At 65.2% G+C, this 18,261-nt stretch carries 16 protein-coding genes and 1 pseudogene; 5 read left to right on the forward strand and 12 right to left on the reverse strand.

What is annotated here, in order from left to right; all coding sequences use genetic code 11:
* Positions 1–251: 251 nt before the first annotated feature.
* Together ACFQBT_RS10940 and ACFQBT_RS10945 are read left to right on the forward strand one after the other, a co-directional pair.
* Entirely contained in the window at positions 252–1,664 is a 1,413-nt protein-coding gene (locus ACFQBT_RS10940; RefSeq protein ID WP_377822672.1) for an IS1380 family transposase, read from the forward strand.
* Between the two features lie 443 nt (positions 1,665–2,107).
* Positions 2,108–2,509 carry a hypothetical protein gene (locus tag ACFQBT_RS10945; protein WP_109685033.1) on the forward strand — a complete coding sequence of 134 codons (402 nt, stop codon included), beginning with the start codon at positions 2,108–2,110 and terminating at the stop codon, positions 2,507–2,509.
* A gap of 390 nt (positions 2,510–2,899) precedes the next feature.
* Here ACFQBT_RS10945 and ligA read toward each other — a convergent pair whose 3' ends face one another.
* The 9 genes from ligA to ACFQBT_RS10990 form a co-directional block, all read right to left on the reverse strand.
* On the reverse strand, positions 2,900–4,984 hold the full coding sequence (gene ligA / locus ACFQBT_RS10950) for an NAD-dependent DNA ligase LigA (RefSeq protein WP_377822674.1): 2,085 nt from the start codon (positions 4,982–4,984) through the stop codon (positions 2,900–2,902).
* A gap of 20 nt (positions 4,985–5,004) precedes the next feature.
* On the reverse strand, positions 5,005–5,193 hold the full coding sequence (locus ACFQBT_RS10955; RefSeq protein ID WP_146202525.1) for a hypothetical protein: 189 nt from the start codon (positions 5,191–5,193) through the stop codon (positions 5,005–5,007).
* A 393-nt stretch (positions 5,194–5,586) separates the two neighbouring features.
* A complete protein-coding gene (locus tag ACFQBT_RS10960; protein WP_377822676.1) occupies positions 5,587–6,417 on the reverse strand; it encodes an RHS repeat-associated core domain-containing protein in 831 nt (276 codons plus the stop codon).
* The gene (locus ACFQBT_RS10965) at positions 6,414–7,301 is read right to left on the reverse strand and encodes a hypothetical protein (RefSeq protein WP_377822678.1); all 888 of its coding nucleotides are present in this window, start codon (positions 7,299–7,301) and stop codon (positions 6,414–6,416) included. Before ACFQBT_RS10965 ends, ACFQBT_RS10960 begins: the two co-directional genes overlap by 4 nt.
* A 79-nt stretch (positions 7,302–7,380) precedes the next feature.
* On the reverse strand, positions 7,381–8,805 hold the full coding sequence (locus tag ACFQBT_RS10970; protein ID WP_377825450.1) for an IS256 family transposase: 1,425 nt from the start codon (positions 8,803–8,805) through the stop codon (positions 7,381–7,383).
* Between the two features lie 129 nt (positions 8,806–8,934).
* Entirely contained in the window at positions 8,935–9,873 is a 939-nt protein-coding gene (locus ACFQBT_RS10975) for a site-specific integrase (protein ID WP_377822680.1), read from the reverse strand.
* 69 nt (positions 9,874–9,942) lie between these two features.
* Positions 9,943–10,194 carry an ArsR/SmtB family transcription factor gene (locus tag ACFQBT_RS10980; RefSeq protein WP_170119801.1) on the reverse strand — a complete coding sequence of 84 codons (252 nt, stop codon included), beginning with the start codon at positions 10,192–10,194 and terminating at the stop codon, positions 9,943–9,945.
* A gap of 65 nt (positions 10,195–10,259) precedes the next feature.
* Positions 10,260–11,525, reverse strand: a complete 1,266-nt coding sequence (locus ACFQBT_RS10985) for a hypothetical protein (RefSeq protein WP_377822682.1) — start codon at positions 11,523–11,525, stop codon at positions 10,260–10,262.
* 445 nt (positions 11,526–11,970) lie between these two features.
* Positions 11,971–12,546, reverse strand: coding sequence for a hypothetical protein (locus ACFQBT_RS10990; RefSeq protein ID WP_109685048.1), 576 nt, complete (start codon positions 12,544–12,546; stop codon positions 11,971–11,973).
* Between the two features lie 366 nt (positions 12,547–12,912).
* Here ACFQBT_RS10990 and ACFQBT_RS10995 point away from each other — a divergent pair, with 366 nt between their 5' ends.
* Positions 12,913–13,995, forward strand: a complete 1,083-nt coding sequence (locus tag ACFQBT_RS10995; RefSeq protein WP_109685050.1) for an IS110 family RNA-guided transposase — start codon at positions 12,913–12,915, stop codon at positions 13,993–13,995.
* Positions 13,996–14,033: 38 nt separating this feature from the next.
* Here ACFQBT_RS10995 and ACFQBT_RS11000 read toward each other — a convergent pair whose 3' ends face one another.
* Positions 14,034–14,405, reverse strand: a complete 372-nt coding sequence (locus ACFQBT_RS11000; RefSeq protein ID WP_377822684.1) for an integrase core domain-containing protein — start codon at positions 14,403–14,405, stop codon at positions 14,034–14,036.
* A pseudogene (locus ACFQBT_RS11005) lies at positions 14,386–15,782 on the reverse strand (IS30 family transposase). The gene ACFQBT_RS11000 and the pseudogene ACFQBT_RS11005 overlap by 20 nt, the downstream one beginning before the upstream one ends.
* A gap of 57 nt (positions 15,783–15,839) precedes the next feature.
* Between ACFQBT_RS11005 and ACFQBT_RS11010 the strand changes: the two are divergent.
* Complete coding sequence (locus ACFQBT_RS11010) at positions 15,840–16,736, forward strand: IS30 family transposase (protein WP_377822686.1); 897 nt, start codon at positions 15,840–15,842, stop codon at positions 16,734–16,736.
* A gap of 18 nt (positions 16,737–16,754) precedes the next feature.
* Positions 16,755–16,907 (forward strand): hypothetical protein, encoded by a 153-nt coding sequence (locus ACFQBT_RS11015; protein WP_170119803.1) that lies wholly within the window; start codon positions 16,755–16,757, stop codon positions 16,905–16,907.
* A 459-nt stretch (positions 16,908–17,366) separates the two neighbouring features.
* Here the strand turns inward: ACFQBT_RS11015 and ACFQBT_RS11020 are convergent, their stop codons facing one another.
* On the reverse strand, positions 17,367–18,260 hold the full coding sequence (locus ACFQBT_RS11020) for a type ISP restriction/modification enzyme (RefSeq protein WP_377822689.1): 894 nt from the start codon (positions 18,258–18,260) through the stop codon (positions 17,367–17,369).
* Between the last annotated feature and the right edge of the window lies 1 nt (position 18,261).

Consider the following 18,261-nt stretch of genomic DNA (forward strand, 5'->3'; position numbering starts at 1 on the left):
GCCGACAAGTAGGTTCTGGTCGGCCCCGGACAGCAGCCCGGGGCCGACGCGCCTTCGTCGTCCAACGGACACGGCGCCCGCCTCCTAGGCGGGCAACGCAGTTCGACTCCTGGCAAGAAGTCGGCACTAGCCTGGAGATTTCACGGCGGGATGGCCTGAAACCCGTTGCGTGACAAGGAAAAGTGCTCCTGACCTGGGAAGATAGTGATTGCGAAGTCCCTATCTGGTCCCTGAGAAGGAGCACCTTTCTGGTGGTCAAGACTACTGCGTTGTACCCGCAGGTCCGTGTCGATTCGGCACCGGTTTCGGCGGCTGGTTCCGCGGGTGGGGTGCTGTTGACGAAGACGGCCGCGGTGACCGGGCTGGGCGCCGCGTTGGTCGATGGTCTGGGGCGGTGGATGAAGCCGTTCGCGACGCACCGGCCGGGGAAGGTCCTGACCGATCTGGCGATCTCGGTGGCGTTGGGCGGGGACTGCTTGGCTGATGCCGGGCTGTTGCGCGCCGAGCCGGGCCTGTTCGGGCCCGTGGGCTCCGAGGCGACGATCTCGCGGACGATCACCGCGCTGGCCAGGGACGCGGACCGGGTCATTCGGGGGATCAACACTGCCCGGGCCGCCGCCCGAGCCCGTGCCTGGGAGTTGGCCGGGGACGCCGCACCAAACCGCGACACCTGCGCTGAGCATCCGTTGATCGTGGACATCGACGCCACGCTGGTCACCGCCCATTCGGAGAAGGAGAAGGCTGCGCCCACGTTCAAACGCGGGTTCGGGTTCCACCCGTTGTGTGCGTTCCTTGACCACGGCCAGGCCGGGACCGGGGAGCCGTTGGCGATGCTGCTACGCGCCGGCAACGCTGGCAGTAATACGGCTGCTGATCACATCGCTGTCACCACCGAAGCGCTCAAGCAGTTGCCGGGGATCGACCGGCGCTGGCCCGGACGGAAAGTGTTGATCCGTACTGATGGGGCCGGCGGCACCAAGGAGTTCTTGACCTGGTTGGTCAAGCGGAACCTCTCCTACAGTGTGGGTTTCACCCTCCCAGCGATCACCCCGCAGCTGTACGCCCTGATCCCCGAGGGCGTGTGGTCACCGGCGTTGGACAGCGACGAAGAGGGAATCCGCAAAGGTGCAGCCGTCGCGGAGATCACCGACCTGCTACGCCACCACGGGCTGCTGACCGGCTGGCCCAAGGGGATACGAGTCATCATCCGCCGCGAACGACCCCACCCCGGCGCACAACTGAGGTTCGACGATGTCGACGGCTACCGGATCACTGGGTTCGCCACGAACACCACCCACGGACAGTTGCAACAGTTGGAGTTGCGCCACCGGCGACGGGCCCGATGCGAGGACCGGATCCGGATCGCCAAAGACACCGGCCTTGCCAACCTGCCGCTCAAGAGCTTCAACAGCAACCGGATCTGGTGTCACCTGGTCATGCTCGCCGGGGACCTCACCGCGTGGATGCAACTCCTGGCGTTCGAGGCCACCGATCCGGCCCGCCGGTGGGAACCCAAACGGGTACGCCACCGGATCTTCAGCATCCCCGCCGTCCTGGTCCGCCACGCCCGTCAGCAGTGGTTGCGCATCAAAACCACCGCACCATGGGCGCCGCTCGTCCTGACCGCGCACGCCCGCCTCGCCGCTCTCGGACCACCGATCTAGCAACGCCTCCGCCGACCGCACGAGCAGCAACACCCACCGGCACGTGGAACCCGGCGTCCACCGCGAACGACATCGCGGCAGGTCGTCACACCCCGATGCCAGAATCGCCCTCACGGCCAGCGATCACGCCGCCGACGACATCACGCACGGGCCCGACGAAAGATCGAGGCTAGCACTCGGGATATTTTCAGTGTTTTAGGGGACTATTCGCAGTATCCCCCGCCGCCAGGGCCCCCTCTTGCCTGACACGTTGGTGTTTCTCATGACGAGGAACCTGAGGCTAAAGGAGAGACCCTGTGAAGAAAGTTCTAGCCGTCGCGGGAACTGCGGTTGCCGCTTACACCCTGCTCGCCCCAATCGCCGCGAATGCTGCCAATACGCGGTCTGGCGAGCGGACAGCCGCCGTGGCCCCATCAACACATCTTTCGGTCAAAGTGAACCCGATGTCAGCGACCGGATTCCAGAGCATCGGGTCGTTTAGCTATTCGCTGGACGGCATCTCGATCAGTATCCCTGCTGGTTGCCTTCTCGGACACACGATCAAGGGGGACGGGAAGAAGCTGGACAGCGAGTTCGCGGGATGGACTTGCGCTCCGCCCGCTTCGAGCTACCTCGATTTCAACGAGGACATGTGCAACCCTCGGATCGACTTCATCTACCGCGACACGAACAACAAGATCTACTCCCGCTACACCAGCAAGACGAAGTACGGCTGTTGGGGAGCCAGCGGCCCTGACTTCGACGCGCCAAACAACCGGACCCTGGCCCATTACGGCACGGCGTGCGCGGCCCTGTATCTGAACGGGCAATATAAGGCCCAGCAGTGCCACAACATCACACCCTGAGAGTTCGGAGCAGCCATGACGGTCTACCCCCTCACCATGCTCGTAGGTGGCGTCCTTGCGGCCGTCGCCTACGAGTTATGGCGCACCAGCAATCGTCCCTACCTGTGGGCGATTGCCCTAGGGCTAGCAGTTGTGGCCTTGCTAACGGGGATCCCTGCGGCCCATTCCGTGGGGGCGTTCGCCGGTGGACTGCTCATGGCGCTTGTGGTCGGTGCAGTCCTTGTGGCAATCGCCGAGACCCTAATCAGACCGATTCGGCATCGCTAACCGCAGGCATGGCTCCCGGTCAGGTGCCAGGGGTTCCGCACGGGAGCGCCGAGGGTAATCGTCCACGTCCTGCCGGTCGCCGGTGAATCCTGGCGTCAGGTCATCCCCGCCCCACCGTGAACATCAGATTGCGGCGAGCATCGCGGCGAAATCGTCCTCGCTGACCACCTGCACCCCGAGGGACTCGGCCTTGACCAGCTTCGAGCCAGCTTTCTGCCCGGCCACCAACAGCCCGGTGGACTTGCTGACGCTGGATGCTGCCCGGCCGCCGTGGCGCTCGATCAGTTCGTTCACCTCGTTACGGGACAGCCCAGCCAGGGCTCCGACCATGCTGCCGGTCACGCACACCGCCAATCCGTCCAGTGCTCCTGAACCCAGTGCACCCGAACAACTTGCGCCAGTTGCAGTTTCGGGAACCGCCTCACCCATCCGCACACCGGCAGCGGCCAGACGTTGGATCACGTTGCGCATCCCTGGCTTCGCGAGTTGCCGGTAGATGCTGTCGGCCTTGGTCTGGCCCAGTCCGTCAACCGCCGACAGATCGCCGGGGCTCGCGTCCAGCAGGGCGTCCATCGACCCGAAGTGGGCGGCCATGCGCCGCGACATCGACCGGCCCGTACCGGCCAGGCCGAGCGCGGTCAGCACACGGGCGAACCCGGCATCCTTGGCCTTCTCGATCTGAGCGACGATTTTCGGCGCGTTCGCCGGGGCGACCCCGCCGTCAGCGATCAGAATGCTTGGCCGCAGGCCGACCTCGAAGATGCTGGCCAGGTCGATGAACGCCTCCGACTCCACCAGCCGGGTGATGGTCGCGACCGACAGACCTTCGATGTCCAGAGCGTCACGCGACACCGCGTACGTCAGCGCAGGGATCAGCCCGCACTCCCCCGATCGACACAGCAACCGGGCACCGGAGTCGTCCACCGCGCCGCCGCACTGAGGGCACTGCGTCGGAATCTGGACGGGGGTCTGGGTGCCGTCGCGCAACGCGACCAACGGTGCCTCCAGCCGCGGGATCACTTCCCCGGCGCGGCGCACCAGCACCGGGTCACCGATCAGGAACCCTTTGCGGGCAATGTCTTCCGGGTTGTGCAGCGTCGCGTACTCGACCCGTGTCCCGCCGCACTCGACCGGCTCGATCCGGGCTCGCGGTGCGATGACCCCGGTCCGCCCCACCGCCCACGTCACTTCCAGCAGCGTGCTGGTGACCTCCTGGGAGGGGTACTTGTAGGCGATCGCCCAACGAGGGGCACGCGGCCCGGCACCGGCCGCGGCCCGGTCGCTGGGTAGGTCGGCCTTGATGACCATGCCGTCGCAGGCCATCGTGAACACCGAGCCGCCACCTGGCGGCGGGCTGCCCGCTTCGATCTCGCTGATGGCGTCGCGCAGGTCGCATTGGCTGTGCGAGCCAGTCACCGATGCGGCAGTGGCGAACCCGGCGTCCGCCAGGTCAACCATCAGGTCAACGTGGCTCGCGTCCGGCAGGCCGACCACGTCGTAGGCGTAAAACCGCAGCGGCAGTCGGTAGTCGCGGGTGGCTGCCCCGGCGACGGCTCCGGCGGCACCGTTGCGCGGGTTGGTGAACGGCCGGTCGCCCCGTAGCTCTCGGGCCGCGTTGGCGGCCTGGAAGTCTTCGTGGGTGAATACGACCTCGCCGCGGACCTCGAACTGGAAGAAGGCAGCGCCCGAAGCGTCGCGGAACTGGACCGGCGAGTCGCCCGCGACCCCGGGCAGGTTGGTGATGTCGGCCAGTGCCGGTGTGGCGTCTTCGCCGGTGATGCCGTCACCGCGTTTGAGCATCGCGACCGGGCGGCCGTTGACGTAACGGATCGCCGTCGCCAGACCGTCCAGCTTCGGCTCGACAGCAAGCCGAATGTCACTGACGGGCTTACCGATTCGCTTAGCCAGGCCGTCAACCCATGCTTGGAACTCCTCGACCGAGTAGACGTTGTCCAGCGACAGCATCGGGCGGCTGTGCGCCAGTGTTGACTCAGCCTGGTTCAGCCCGGCACCTGCGGCGACCTGGGTCGAGATCGGGTCGGTGATTTCCGGGTGCTGCGCTTCAAACCGGGCGGCGTCCGCCATCAGCCGGTCGTACTGCTCGTCCGACATGACGACGTCGCCGCCGCCGTAGTACGCGGCTGCCGCGTTCTGCAGTGCTTCGCGCGTCATCTGGTAGCCGGCCACTGCCTCATCGGTGGTTGTCATACCTGCACGGTGCGACGGGCTCAGCCCCGCTTGGCTGCGAACACGGCGTCTTCGGTCCAGTCGCCGACGTGCTGCCCGCGCACCTGCATTGCCAGCAGCTCGTGCTCGGGCTCATACCCATAGTCGCCCCAGGTCGCCAGCATCATTCCGCCGCTGGTGGCTTGGTGGTTGTCCAGGAACTGGAGCTCAGGACCTTGGTTCTTGGTCACCTTGCAGACAGCCAGGGCCGCCGCCAACGTCTCGGTAGTCGCCGCGAAACCACCGCGCGCCGCGACCGCAGCCCTGGCTGCCCCCTCGAAGATCCGCTCGACCGCCTGGAACTGCTGGGTGGCGCCTGCCTCAGCTACTAGCTAGCTCGCCGGCTATCCCGGTTGCGAAACGTTTGGCTGCTCAAGCGTGTCTAAAGCTTCGCAACCGGGAACTGCGGCCGCGCTCGGATCAAGTCCGGGTCACGTCAACCAATATGACTACCAGAGTGACGACAGCTAAAAGCGTCGCGGCAAGCAACACGTTCCTTCGGGTAGCGCTGGTGGTTTTCGCGAACAGTCCGTAGGCAAGAACCGATGCGAATAGAACGCCCATCAGCGAGATCGTGAAATTGATCACAGCTGATCCACCAACCAGCTTGCTCCGACCCCCAGAGCACCGCATCCGACTGTGGCGCCCAAGGAGAGACCGCCCGTCTCCGGTGCCGCTGCAAACGCGATGGAGTCGCAGGTAAAGGTGACGCTGAAACCAACAGCCCATGAGAGTGCGTCGTCCCCAAGCTGACTCCAATCTGGCCAAAGGCCGGCGGGGTCGGTGTAGTTGATGGGGTTGTCGCCGGCGTAGGTGTAGGGGTTGGCGCGGTCGGGGTCGTTGAGGCGGGTGATGGGGTCCACGGTGGTCCAGGTGCCGGTGTAGGTGTCATTCCACCGGGCACCTCGCTTCCACCAGTGGGTGATGTGGTCGCCTACCCCGATCGTGGCCCACGGGGTTTGACCACCGGTACCGGCCGCGTTCGCGCTGACCTTCCCGTCGGTGGACCCCTTGACCTGACCCTTGGCAGTGGTGGTGTTTGCGGTGAGCATGTCGGACTGGAACGCCCCGTACGGGTCGTACTGGGTGGCACCATTCTGGGTGCCCTGCGCGGTCACGGTGCTGAACCACTGCCCGATCCCATCGAACACGATGAAGTACGGTTTCCCGTCCTGCACGATGTCGATCGGTTGTCCGGCGGCATCGTTGTCCCAGTACTGCGTGAACGGACCAGTTACTTCCTCCAGGGTCGGGGTCCCGGCCTGTCCAGCGACACCCCAGTAGTAGTTCATCGCAGGGTTACCGGCGCGGGTCTGCTGGATGATCTCGTTCTGGTCCGCTCCGGCGTACCGCAGATCCGCCGAATCGTTGTTGGTGACCTGTTTGATCATTTGCCCGGCCTTGTTGTACGTCATCGTCCCCCGTGCGGATCTACGGTGCGCCGTCCCGCCGCGTCGTAGGAGTACCCGCTGGAAGTGATCTCGTTGTCGCTGGGCCGGAACTTGACGGTCTGCGTCGTCGTCCCGTCGACCGTGACCTGGGTCCGGTTGCCGTTTTTGTCGTACTGGTAGGTGTAGGAATGCCCGTCGTTGCCCGCCACGTTGTTGTAGTTGCTCACCGCACTGATCCGGTTCTGCGAGTCGTAGCTGATCGTGGCCACGTTCCCCGAACTGATCAGGTTGTTGGTGATCGATTGGATGAGCCCGGTGTCTTTACCGGCCTTGGCGTAGCTGTAACTGTTGTCCACGATCCGGGTCGCCGACGCCGAGGTCCCTTGCGTCCAGGACCGGGTCACCCGCCCTGACTTGTCGAAATCGGTGTGGCTGCGCGCCATCCACGACGTTCCACTGGCGTTGACGTGCCAGTAGGTGTCGGTGCGGCGGCCGTCGGCGTCGTAAGAGAACGTCGTCGCGGCCCCGTCGACCCCGACCATCTTCGTCAGCAGGTTCCGGGCGTCGTAGGAATAGCTGGTGCTCTTACCGTCTACGGCCCGGGACGTCATGTTCCCGACAAGGTCATGCGTATAGGTCACCGTCCGCGCGGCGGGGGCGCCGGTCGCGATCGGTGTCGTGGCTACCGACGCCAAATTTCCCCGCACGTCATAGGTGTACACCGTTTTCTGCTGCTGATCAGTCCGGGAGATCACCCGGTTGTCCGCGTCATAGACATACGTGACCGTCACATCCCCGGCGACGATCTTGGTCACGTTCAGGTAATCGTCGTAGAAGTACGACGTGGTCTCACCGGCGCCGTTGGTCACCGAGGTCACCGGGTTCCCGCTGATCGTGGTCGCACCCACCTGCGATCCGGTCGGCGGGGTGATCTTGTTGGTGTACTTCCGGGAGTGTCCGAAATTCGGTGTTTCTGGCCCACTTGATTTAGTACTTCTCTGCGGTGGGCCAGCGGCCTTCGAAGACGGTCGCGAACGCGTTGAGCGCTGGCTTCCATCGCATGGTCCATCGTGCCTGACCGCGCCCGGTCGGGTCCAGTGAACGAGTCACCAGGTACAGGCACTTCAGGGCGGCTTGCTCGTTGGGGAAGTGTCCCCGGGCGCGAACAGCCCGCCGGTACCGGGCGTTCAAAGACTCAATCGCGTTGGTGGAGAACAACACTCGCCGCACTTCCAGGTGGTAGTCCAGGAACGGGGTGAACTCCTCCCACGCGTTGTCCCACAGCCGGATCAGCGCCGGGTACCGATCACCCCACGCCGCGGCGAACGTGTCGAACTCCGCCCGTGCTGCGGTCGCCGACGGGGCGGTGTACACCAGCTTGAGTTGCTTGGCGATCTGGTCCCAGTACTTGCGGGAGGTGAGCCGGAAGGAGTTGCGCAGCAGATGGATCACGCAGGTCTGCACGATCACGTCCGGCCAGGTGGTCTCCACGACCTCCGGTAGGCCTTTGAGCCCGTCACAGACCACGAACATCGTGTCGGTCACGCCACGGTTCTTCAGCTCGGTCAGCACCGACAGCCAGTACTTGGCTCCTTCGCCGTCGCCGGGGGTCCCGGCCCACAAGCCGAGCACGTCCTTGCAGCCATCGACGGTGACCCCGATCGCGGCGTAGAACGGGCGGTTGGCGACTTGCCCGTCGCGGACCTTGACCACGATCGCGTCGATGAAGATCGCCGCGTACACCGCCTCCAACGGCCGCGCCAACCACTGATCCATCTCCTCGCTGACCCGGTCGGTGATCCGGCTGATGGTGTCCTTGGACACCGACGCACCGTAGATCTCCTCCAAGTGGGCGCTGATCTCCCCGGTGGTCAACCCTTTGGCGGTCAGCGACAACACCAACGCGTCCAACGAGCCCAGCTTGCGTTGGTGCTTAGCCACGATCACCGGTTCGAAGGTCCCCGCCCGGTCCCGCGGGACCTGGATGGCGACCTTGCCGACGTTGTCGGTCATGACCGTCTTGGTCCGGAAACCATTACGAACATTACGGATTGGGCCATCCCGCCCGTCCATCACATCGCCGTCGAGCACCTGGTCGCTGCCCTGGTCCCCGTCACGACCAACGTCGCCGTCATCACCGCCCGCGTCGGCGGTTGGCTCGTGTTTGCCGCGGCCCAGGTGCTCGGTCATCTCCTCCTCGAGGGAGACCTCCAGCACCATCTTGGTCAGTTCCTTCAACAACCCCGTCGGCCCGGTCAGCTCCTCGCCACCGGCACGCACCTGACGCACCAGATCGGCGATGACCTCCCGGCGAGCCTGTTCAAGGACCGAGGCCTTCGGCCGCCGGTCAGCCGGCACCTTTCGGCCCCGCGAACCCGTCGCATCCGGTTGCTTCACCGTGCTGTCGTTCATGTCCTGCAGTGTCATACCCAACTACTCCGATCCCGCCCCAACCAAAGGGGCGTGTCACGGACCAGAAACACCGACTTTGCGACAGTCCCGCCGACGCCACCCGCCGAAGGCTCATCGGTGGATCGAGGTTCATAGGCCGAGGTTGGTCGCGGCGTTGTCGTTCCAGGCGCTTTCGACGCGCACGTAGGTGCCGACGGAGGCTAGGGACCGGTGGCGGGTTTGACGGGCGATGGCTCGGTCGGTCGCGCCGCGTAGGTGGGCGTGGGTGACGAACCCGGCCCGCAGGGAGTGGGCGGAGTACCCATCAGGGTTGTGCCCGGTCCGGGTAATGGCTTGTTGGACGAGGGTGTTGATCGATTCTGGGTTAAGCCGCCCGGGTCGTGCCCGGTTGCCTTTGGTGACCCCGCGGAACACCGGACCGTCGGTGATGCCGGCCAGGTCCAGCCAGGTGGTCAGGGCGGTGACGGGGCACCGTGCGGGGTTGCTGCTGCGGGGCAGGACGACGAGTTCGGCGGGTCCGTGCTGGTTGGTTTTGGACCGAGGCAGCGAGATCACCATGCCGAGTTCGTGGTCGTCGAGGTCGGTCACGTTCATGGCGGACAGTTCGCTGCGTCGTAGCGCGGCGACGAATCCGACCAGCAGCAGCGCCCGGTCCCGGGCGCCGGCGAGATCGGGTTCATCGGCCCGTTTCGGGTCTTTGAATACGCGGGTGGTTGGGCAGGCCTCGAGGGCGTCGATGAGTAGCGGTAGCAGCAGGGGCCGGGACTGGGAGGCGTCGTGGCCTTTGTCGCGGCGGATCCCGTCCCAGACCAGCATCACCCTCGGCAGGGTGGTGGGGTCCACCATTCCCCGCATCCGGTGCTCGTACCGGATTGAGGACAGCCGCCGGGAGATGGTGCCGAGCTTGGCGCCGGAGTCGGCCAGCATCGTGAGGTAGCCGGTGAGGGCGGCGGGATCGGCCGGGGCCGGTTGCGAGCCGCGGGCTTGGCACCAGGAGGTGAATTCCTGCCAGTCGGCGGCGTATCCGCGCAGCGTGTTCGGGGCTCGGTGTTGTTGGGCGTAGTACACCTCCCGTTGGTTCAGCCCGCCGAGGGTGGTGTCGGGGGAGGGGTTTGCGCCGGTTTGGCGGGGTGCTGGTCAGGCACGGAACTTCTCCAGCAGTTCGGTCAGCTGGGCGGTGACCCCTTCGGCCAGGGTGTAGTTCTTCGGGGCGACGCCGTGTTTGTGGCGCACGATCAGCCCGGCCCGTAGCAGCGTCTGTAGGTGGGCTTCGATGGTGCCCAGGTCTAGGGCGGCGCACAGTTCGGGTTCGGTGCGGGGCCCGTCGCGCAGCAGGATCAGTATCCGCAGACGTTGCGGGCTGCTAAGGGCCTTGAACACTAGCCCCATCGCGTCGAGATTCCCCCGTGCGGCAGCCGCCAGCGATGTGCCCTGGTCGGGTGACGTGCTCTGAATCATTGGGGGTGGCCGTGGCTCGAACCGGGCAGTGGCTCTGGCCACCGATCGGGCGGTGTTGGCGCACCCCACGGCCCAGGCACCGAACCCGCGAACTCGGCCTTGGTGAAGGTGGCCAGACCTCGTTTGAACTTGGCGCCGTCAAAGGTCGTCTCGCCGCCGGTGAACTTGGCGCCGTTGAAGGTGACCTGGCCGTCGACAAAACTCGCCTTACCGAAATAGAGCGACCCGGCATTGATCGAGGCCTGGTTGAAACTGACCTTTCCACTGAAGTTCGCGGAGTCGAAGTTGACCCGGCTACCTTCAAAAGCTGCGTTAGTGAAGGACATGATCTGATTGGAAATCGTCGCCTTGGTGAAGGTGACCAGACCTCCTTTGAACTTGGCCCCATTGAAAAAGAGCTTGCCACCGGTCAGCTTTGCGGAACCGAAGTGCACTGTGCTACCAGTGAAGCCGGCGCCGCTGAAGGTGGTCTCGCCGCCGGTGAACCCGGCGTTCTTGAAGCTGACGTAGCCGCCGGTGAACCCGGCGTTCTTGAAGCTGACGTAGCCGCCGGCGAACCCGGCGCAATCGAAACTGACTGTGCCGCCGCTGAACCGCACGTTGTCAAAGGTGACTTTGCCTGCGGTGAACTGGGCGCCATGGAAAGAGTAGTCGCCGTCGAAGTGGCTGCCGGTGAAGTCCAGGTCGAGCGTCGACCAGCTCGGTAGGTCTCCGCGTGTGTCGTCGGGTTGGAGGCGGTTGGTGATGGTGCGCACGATGGTCTGGCGGATCTCGGTGTCAGCCTGCTTCTTGACCTCGGAGTCGCCGTAGTCGCGGCGGGTGCGCACGTACCCGCACAGGACGTCGACGCAGACCTGGGCTTCGTGCTGGTTGTTTTGGCGGAGCCAGTCGTCGGCGAGGGTGGCCATGGCGTAGACGCCGGCGAGGCGGACCGGGTCGGCGTCGTGGCCGAGTTGCTCGGCGGCGGTGGTGAACCGGTCCCGTAGGTAGGACACGTCTTCCCGTTCGGCGCGGCGCAGGTCCAGGGCGTACGCCTGGGCGTTGATCTCCTGGACTTTGGCGCCGACCTTCTGCGCCTCGGCGCTGGTGTTCTGCGCCTCGGCGCTGATCTTCTGCGCCTCGGCGTTCAGCGCGACGGTGCGTTCGGTGGAGTGCTGCCTGCGGATCCCCAGAACGATCGCCACTGCGGCACCGATGAGTGCGGTGCCGGTCGCGGAGGCCTTGGCCACGTTGACGACGTCCGGGGTGTGGCGGCGCCCCATGGCCACCAATAGTGAAGGTCGGTATAGAGGCAGCTAGCCAAGTAACACCCGACAAGGAACACGACAATCACCGCGATCACGGTCCAGACAACCAGGACCAGCAAGCCATCTTCGTTCAGCTGGTGCCAGTCCGGGGTAATTGGCCGCCGCGGTCGCTTGTCGGACTCAGCCGTTGTGCTCATTTCCGCACTCTATGGCTGTTGCCGCGCAGCGATGCTGGCGGGCGCGCCATATCACCTGGGATTCATTCCATAATCCCAGGTGATAGATGAACTCTTCGGATCAGTCTGCAAGGTCCCAGGAGGAGGCGCGGCGTCCTCATTGATCAGCCCCGTGCAGACCGATGAGCCTCCGGCTGCCCTGTAGCTGCGCTGCGCCTGCTGAGATCTCCGGTGAATGCAACCTCGTTGCGACGATGTTTGCTCGGCAGCGGCTACCAGCGACGTCAGTTTGAGTAGCCGACGTCGGTTTTGAACCATGCGGAAGTTTTCCAGGTAGTGCCGGTGAAGGTGTCGCAGGTCAGAGAGGACCCATCAGCGACGGCTCGGCAGTAGGAGATCGTGCCGTCGCGGTTGGCGACCCATCCTCGCAGCCAGGCGTAGCCCCAGTCCCCGGGCGTGCTGGTGTACGACTTCCAACCAGCGCTGGTGAGGACATTGCAGACCAGGTAAGGGTGCTGACTATCTCCGGCCCGGCCGCATTCGGCCGGCCCGGCAGCGGTGGGTAGGAAGGTCCGGTTGCCATCGCCGTAGCCGACGTCGGTTTTGAACCATGCGGAAGTTTTCCAGGTAGTGCCGGTGAAGGTGTCGCAGGTCAGAGAGGACCCATCAGCGACGGCTCGGCAGTAGGAGATCGTGCCGTCGCGGTTGGCGACCCATCCTCGCAGCCAGGCGTAGCCCCAGTCCCCGGGCGTGCTGGTGTACGACTTCCAACCAGCGCTGGTGAGGACATTGCAGACCAGGTAAGGGTGCTGACTATCTCCGGCCCGGCCGCATTCGGCCGGCCCGGCAGCGGTGGGCAACGTGGTTCTTTCGCCCCACTCCTCGTTGGTGTAGGTGTACGCCTGGTTCGGGGAGACCTGAATCGCCTGTAAGTCTTCGTGGTGGTCGGCCTGGGGTCGACTGGCAGGGTTGGTGCTGTCGCTCTCCGCGTGTTGTGACTCGTGAATCGCCTGACCCCCGGTGGGGTGTCATGCCTGGGATCTGTCCATCGGGCGGTGGGTGCCGGCGCCGACCCTGGCCCACGACGATGGCTTGATCAGAAGCATGTCCACCACGGGGATTGCCGTCCTCGGGGTGTGGCTCATTACAGGCCTGCCTCGTCGTGACTTCTCTCCCGGGCTGACGCCGGCAACGACGTCCACCCCGTTCGAGAGAGGAACATCGCCTTGACCAGTTTGCACACCACCGTCGCCGACTTCTACCGCTACGTCGTCGGTGTCGACACCCATGCAGCAACGCACAGCTACGCGATCGTTGCGGCCAACGGTGCCGCCATTGATCACGCCACCTTCCCCACGACCCGGGCCGGTCTTGGTCGTGCCCGGGACTGGATCGCCCGCCGCAGCGAGGGCGACGTCGATGGCGTCCTGATCTCGGCCGAGGGGACCGGCTCCTACGGCGCGGTCTTGGCCGAGGTGCTCAGCCAAGCCGGCTACCGAGTCGTGGAGGCCCCCACCCCACGCCGCGATCGCGGTCGAGGCAAAACCGATGCCCTCGATGCCATGCTGGCCGCCCGCTCGACACTGGTGATGCCGTTGCGGCGGCTACGCGACCGCCGCGCCGGCGAAACTTACACCGCGTTGCGGGTGCTGACCGTCGCACGTGAGCACCTCAACATCGACCGGCTCCGGTGCATCAACGCACTGACGGCGTTGCTGCGTACTCACGACCTGGGCATCGATACCCGCACGGCGATGACTTCCGCTCAGTTCACCCTGGTCGCCGGATGGCGTCACCGCGACGAACCATTGGGGATCGCCACGGCACGGGCGGAGGCGGTGCGCCTGGCCAAGAAGATCATGACGCTCAACCAGGAATTGGCGAACAATCGTGCCGCAATCACGAGCCTGGTCACCGCCCAAGCCCCCGAACTGCTGCACTTACACGGCGTTGGTGCAATCACCGCCGCCGTCGTGCTGACGGTGTGGTCCCACCCCGGCCGGATCCGCACCGAAGCCGCCTTCGCCCAGATCGCCGGGACCGCACCCATCCCCGCGTCCTCAGGCAACACGATCCGCCACCGACTCAGCCGCGGCGGCGACCGCCAGCTCAACCGCAGCTTGAACACCATCGTGCTCACCCGGATGCGAACCGACCCAGACACTCGCGCGTACATCCAGCGGCGACAAGCAGAAGGCAAGACCACCAAAGAAATCCGACGGTGCCTCAAACGCTACGTGGCGCGGCAGATCTTCCGGACTCTCGCAGCCGCCCATCCGGCGAACACGACAGCAACGCAAGCCGCTTGACACGACATAGAAGCATCCCGAGTTTCGTAGAGGCTTGGTTAGTTGGATTCGGCCTCGGTGAGGACCGGGTTCTGAGGGTAGTGCTTCGCGGGCTGGGATGCCCAGTGGTTGGCTTCGAACTCGGCGGGCGGGACGAGCCCGATCTCGCCGTGCAGGCGCCTGTGGTTGAACCAATCGACGTACTCGGCGACGGCGATCTCGATGTCGCCGACGTTCTTCCAGCCGCCGCTGGGCCGCATGACCGGGTTGCGGATGCACTCGGCCTTGAACAGCGAGTTCAGTGCCTCTGCCATGGCGTTGTCATAGCTGTCTCCCTTGGACCCGACCGATGCGACGGCCTCGGCTTCAGCGAGCCGCTGGGTGTAGCGAACCGCTCGATACTGGGCGGATTCAACCAGTCGTCGCAACACCGGGTTGTTGGGTCGACTGTAGCTGTTCGGCGAACACTTCGGCTGGCGTCTTCCAGCCGAGTGCTTTCCGGGGCCGGTTGTTGAGCGTAAAGGCCACGGCGGCGAGGTCGTCAGCGCTCCAACGGGACAGGTCGGTGCCCTTCGGGAAGTACTGCCGCAGCAGCCCGTTCGTGTTCTCGTTCGTCGGGCGTTGCCACGGCGAGTGCGGGTCGGCGAAGAACACCTTCGTCCCTGTGTCGAGGGCGAGCTGGGCGTGCTCGGAGAGCTCTTTCCCGCGGTCCCAGGTGAGGGTCTTACGCAGTTGCTGCGGCAGCGTGGTCAGCGACGCGACCAACGCGACGTTCATCGCGACGGCGCCGTAGCCGCTGAGCGCGGGTCCGTGCTTGGTGCGCGGCTGCTCGCCGTAGCCTTCCAGTCTGGGTAGGTGCACCAGCAGCGTGGAGCGGCTCGACCGTTCAACGAGCGTGCCGATCGCCGAGCGGTTCGTCCCGATGATCAGATCGCCTTCCCAATGCCCGGGAACCGCACGATCCGCAGCCTCGGCAGGGCGCTCGGAGATCACCACGTCCGCGGTGACATGCGCCTGGGGCTTGTTCTGTGATCGGGCACGGGGCTTGCGCAGCGCCCGTCCGGTCCGCAGTGCAGCGACGAGCTCTCGTTTGAGGGCTCCGCGGCCCTCGATGAACAGCGACTGGTAGATCGCTTCGTGGCTGATGCGCATGCTCTCATCATCGGGGAACTCGACCTCGAGCCGTTTGGAGATCTGCTGCGGACTCCACGCCGTCGACCACTTCCGGTCCTGCCGGTGCGGCTTGTTCCGTCCTTGCCACGCCACCACAGGCGGACCGTTCACCGCCGTACCGCCAGGCAGCCGCATCCGCCATCGAGTCGCTCCTGCACGTACTCGCGCAGCCGGTGGTTCGTCGCAAGCTTCGCCGGCTTCGGCCGGCGGGCCATCAGCTCGGCCTTCCACTGCGCGACCGATGCCCGGTACTCCAACTTGCCGCCCCGCGTGGCCGCGTTCCGCCGCAACTCTCGCGAGATCGTCCCAGGGTCACGGCCAAGGCGGCGTGCGATCTCTCGCACCCCATGCCTTTGCTCACGCAGCAGCATGATCTCCTCCCGCTCAGCGAACGAGAGATACCGGCCGCCGGGCTCGGTCAGCGTGATCGTAGGCATGCCGCCACCCTGCCGGAACCACCGTGCACCGACGGCGGCCGACACACCGACCACCACCGCGGCATCCTCGGATGAGAGCCCGCCCGCGACCTCCCTCCAGAACGCACGCTCGACGCTACGTCGCGTCTTCGGCGCGCCCGGTGAGACCATCGCCGAACGTCCCGTCAACTCCCTCAACCAGCCTGCTGGACGTCCCATCAACACTCCGTAGCTCAGGGTGTTGCGACGACCGGTTGAATCCGCCACCGCAGCACGGTGTGGCGGGAGGTGACTCGCGGGCGAGATCCCCGTGATGGGTCCTACCGGGCACCTCAAGCCGCTGGGTCCGCCCGCGTTCGGCGTCGTCGTCCGCGGGCGTCCCGGCTCGCGGCGGGCACTGACCTTCGGCTCGAGGTGCTGCGGTTGCTGCAGGACCGGTTGTCCCCGGAGCAGATCAGCGCTGAGCTTCGTGTCCGGTTCCCGGGCCGGGACGATATGCAGGTGAGTCACGAAACGATCTACCAAGCGCTGTACGTGCAGGGCAAAGGCTCGCTACGCCAAGAACTCCTCGGGGAGAAAGCGTTACGCACCGGGCGGACCCGGCGCCGGGCCCGTTCCAACCTGCCCCCACGGGCCAGTAACCGCTCCTGGATCGGGGACGAGGCGATGATCACCCAGCGCCCCGCCGAGGTCGAGGATCGTGCCGTGCCTGGGCATTGGGAAGGGGACCTGGTGATCGGCACCGACGGATCCAGCGCGTTGATCACCCTGGTGGAACGGATGACCCGCTACGTGCTGGTCCGCCGGCTACCGCTGACCCACGACTCAGCCACGGTGTCCGAGCAGCTGATCGCGATGATGCGTGACCTGCCGGCATCGCTGCGGCAAACGGTGACCTGGGACCAAGGCGTGGAAATGGCCCGGCACGCACAGTTCACCCTCGCCACGAACTGCCAGGTGTTCTTCTGCGATCCGCACTCGCCCTGGCAACGCGGGACCAATGAGAACACCAACGGACTGATCCGCGACTTCTACCCCAAGTCCACCAACTTCGCCGACGAGCAGATCGCCGACATGCAGCGGTTGTTGAACATCCGTCCCCGCAAGACCCTCGGCTGGGCCAAACCAGCCAATATGCTCAACGAACTACTCACCGTTGCAGCCACCACTTGAATCCGCCACCGCTCCCAGGTGCGCACTGGTGCCGCGCCCCAGATCATGGCCACCCTGCGTAACACCGCGATCAGCATCCTGCGCCTGGCCAGATGGGACAACATCGCCGCCGGGCTACGACATCACGCCCGCAACCCCGATCAAGCCATCACACACGTCCTGACCAGGTGAAACACGACTTTTCCGGGACCCTGGGCAGTCGCCGTCGTCGGCGCGACCATAAAGGCGCCAGTAATCGCGAGGAGCGCGACGGCGGCAACGGAGATCATGCGAATAACGCGGTAAAACCCAACCAGCACTAAGTGCTCCACATCTGTGCCAACGCTGACAGCATCCGCTGTGGGGCTGACTCTATTGGGCCGGTTGTCGCGACCGCATCAGTTTGCGGGAGGCTGAGAATCGTGCAACAAGCAAGGTTGCCATGGTTTCTAAATGACGACACTTGATAGCGCCGGACGAGCCAACTGCGCACGCCAACCCGCCTCGCACGTGAATCTTCGCACCTGGCCAGCCACCGTGGCCCTCCATGTCAACGCCTTCGCATCCTTGCTGACCAATGGGTGTCGCGGCCTGTCTATAGGCCGCCGGAAGCAGCGCTGTGACCCCGCAATCAAAGCGTTCACTCCCACGTCATTGCACCTCCCGGACAGCCAGGCTTGGCAACCCGTCGACGACCTGCATGGTCTTCAAGCTGACCGTCACGATGCGGCCGAGCAGGTCGATGATGTACCGCGGGTCGTCCACTTCGCGTGACCAGTCGTTCGGGTCGTTGACGATGCCGGACGGCTTATCGGTCTTCACCTGATAACGGTCGATGATCCACTCGATCGCCGAGCGCGACCCCAGCATGTACCTGTGGGCGCCCTCGGGGACTCCGGACAGGGTGATCCGGTCGTTGTAGACGATGGTCGAACGGTCCGCGATCTGCTTGTTGGTTTCGGGGTCACGGGTCTTGGCGAACGCCATCTTCTGGATCCGGTAAAAGTCGAACGGGTCTGCGCCAGTTGGCGGCTCAGCGTCGATCCCGGCCAGCGGGTACACGTCCACTTCCTCGTACCCGAGGTGCAGCTCCATCAGAGCCCGACCTGCTTCGACGTACGGTGCGGCGTCCTCGACCAGCGGTATCCGCGGCAGCATCTTCTTCAAGTCGGCGGCGTACGTTGCGCGGTAATCAGGTGAGTGCAACAAGCCATATACGTAGTGGAAGACATCGTCCTTGGTGAACGAATCGCCATACGCCGCAACGAACTTGGCCAGCGCCTCGTCGGTGATGTTGTCGATCCGGCGGTAGCCGTCGATGATCTCGCCGTTGCCCGTGCTGGTGTCGATGCCCAGGGTGCCGTCGTCGGCGTCAATTTTCTCGTAGCGCCAGCGGGCGAAGAATTGACCGCTGTACGAGAAGAAGGACAGGTCGGGGATGTCATGTAAAGCCAGAAGCCCTGACTCCACCTCCGCGCGAGGAGCCACCACCATGAACCCGAGCCCGGCTTTTCGTCCCGCGAAGTAGCTAGGGGTGCTACCCATC

The organism is Branchiibius cervicis, from assembly GCF_042661605.1.
Taxonomy (GTDB): Bacteria; Actinomycetota; Actinomycetes; order Actinomycetales; family Dermatophilaceae; genus Branchiibius; species Branchiibius cervicis.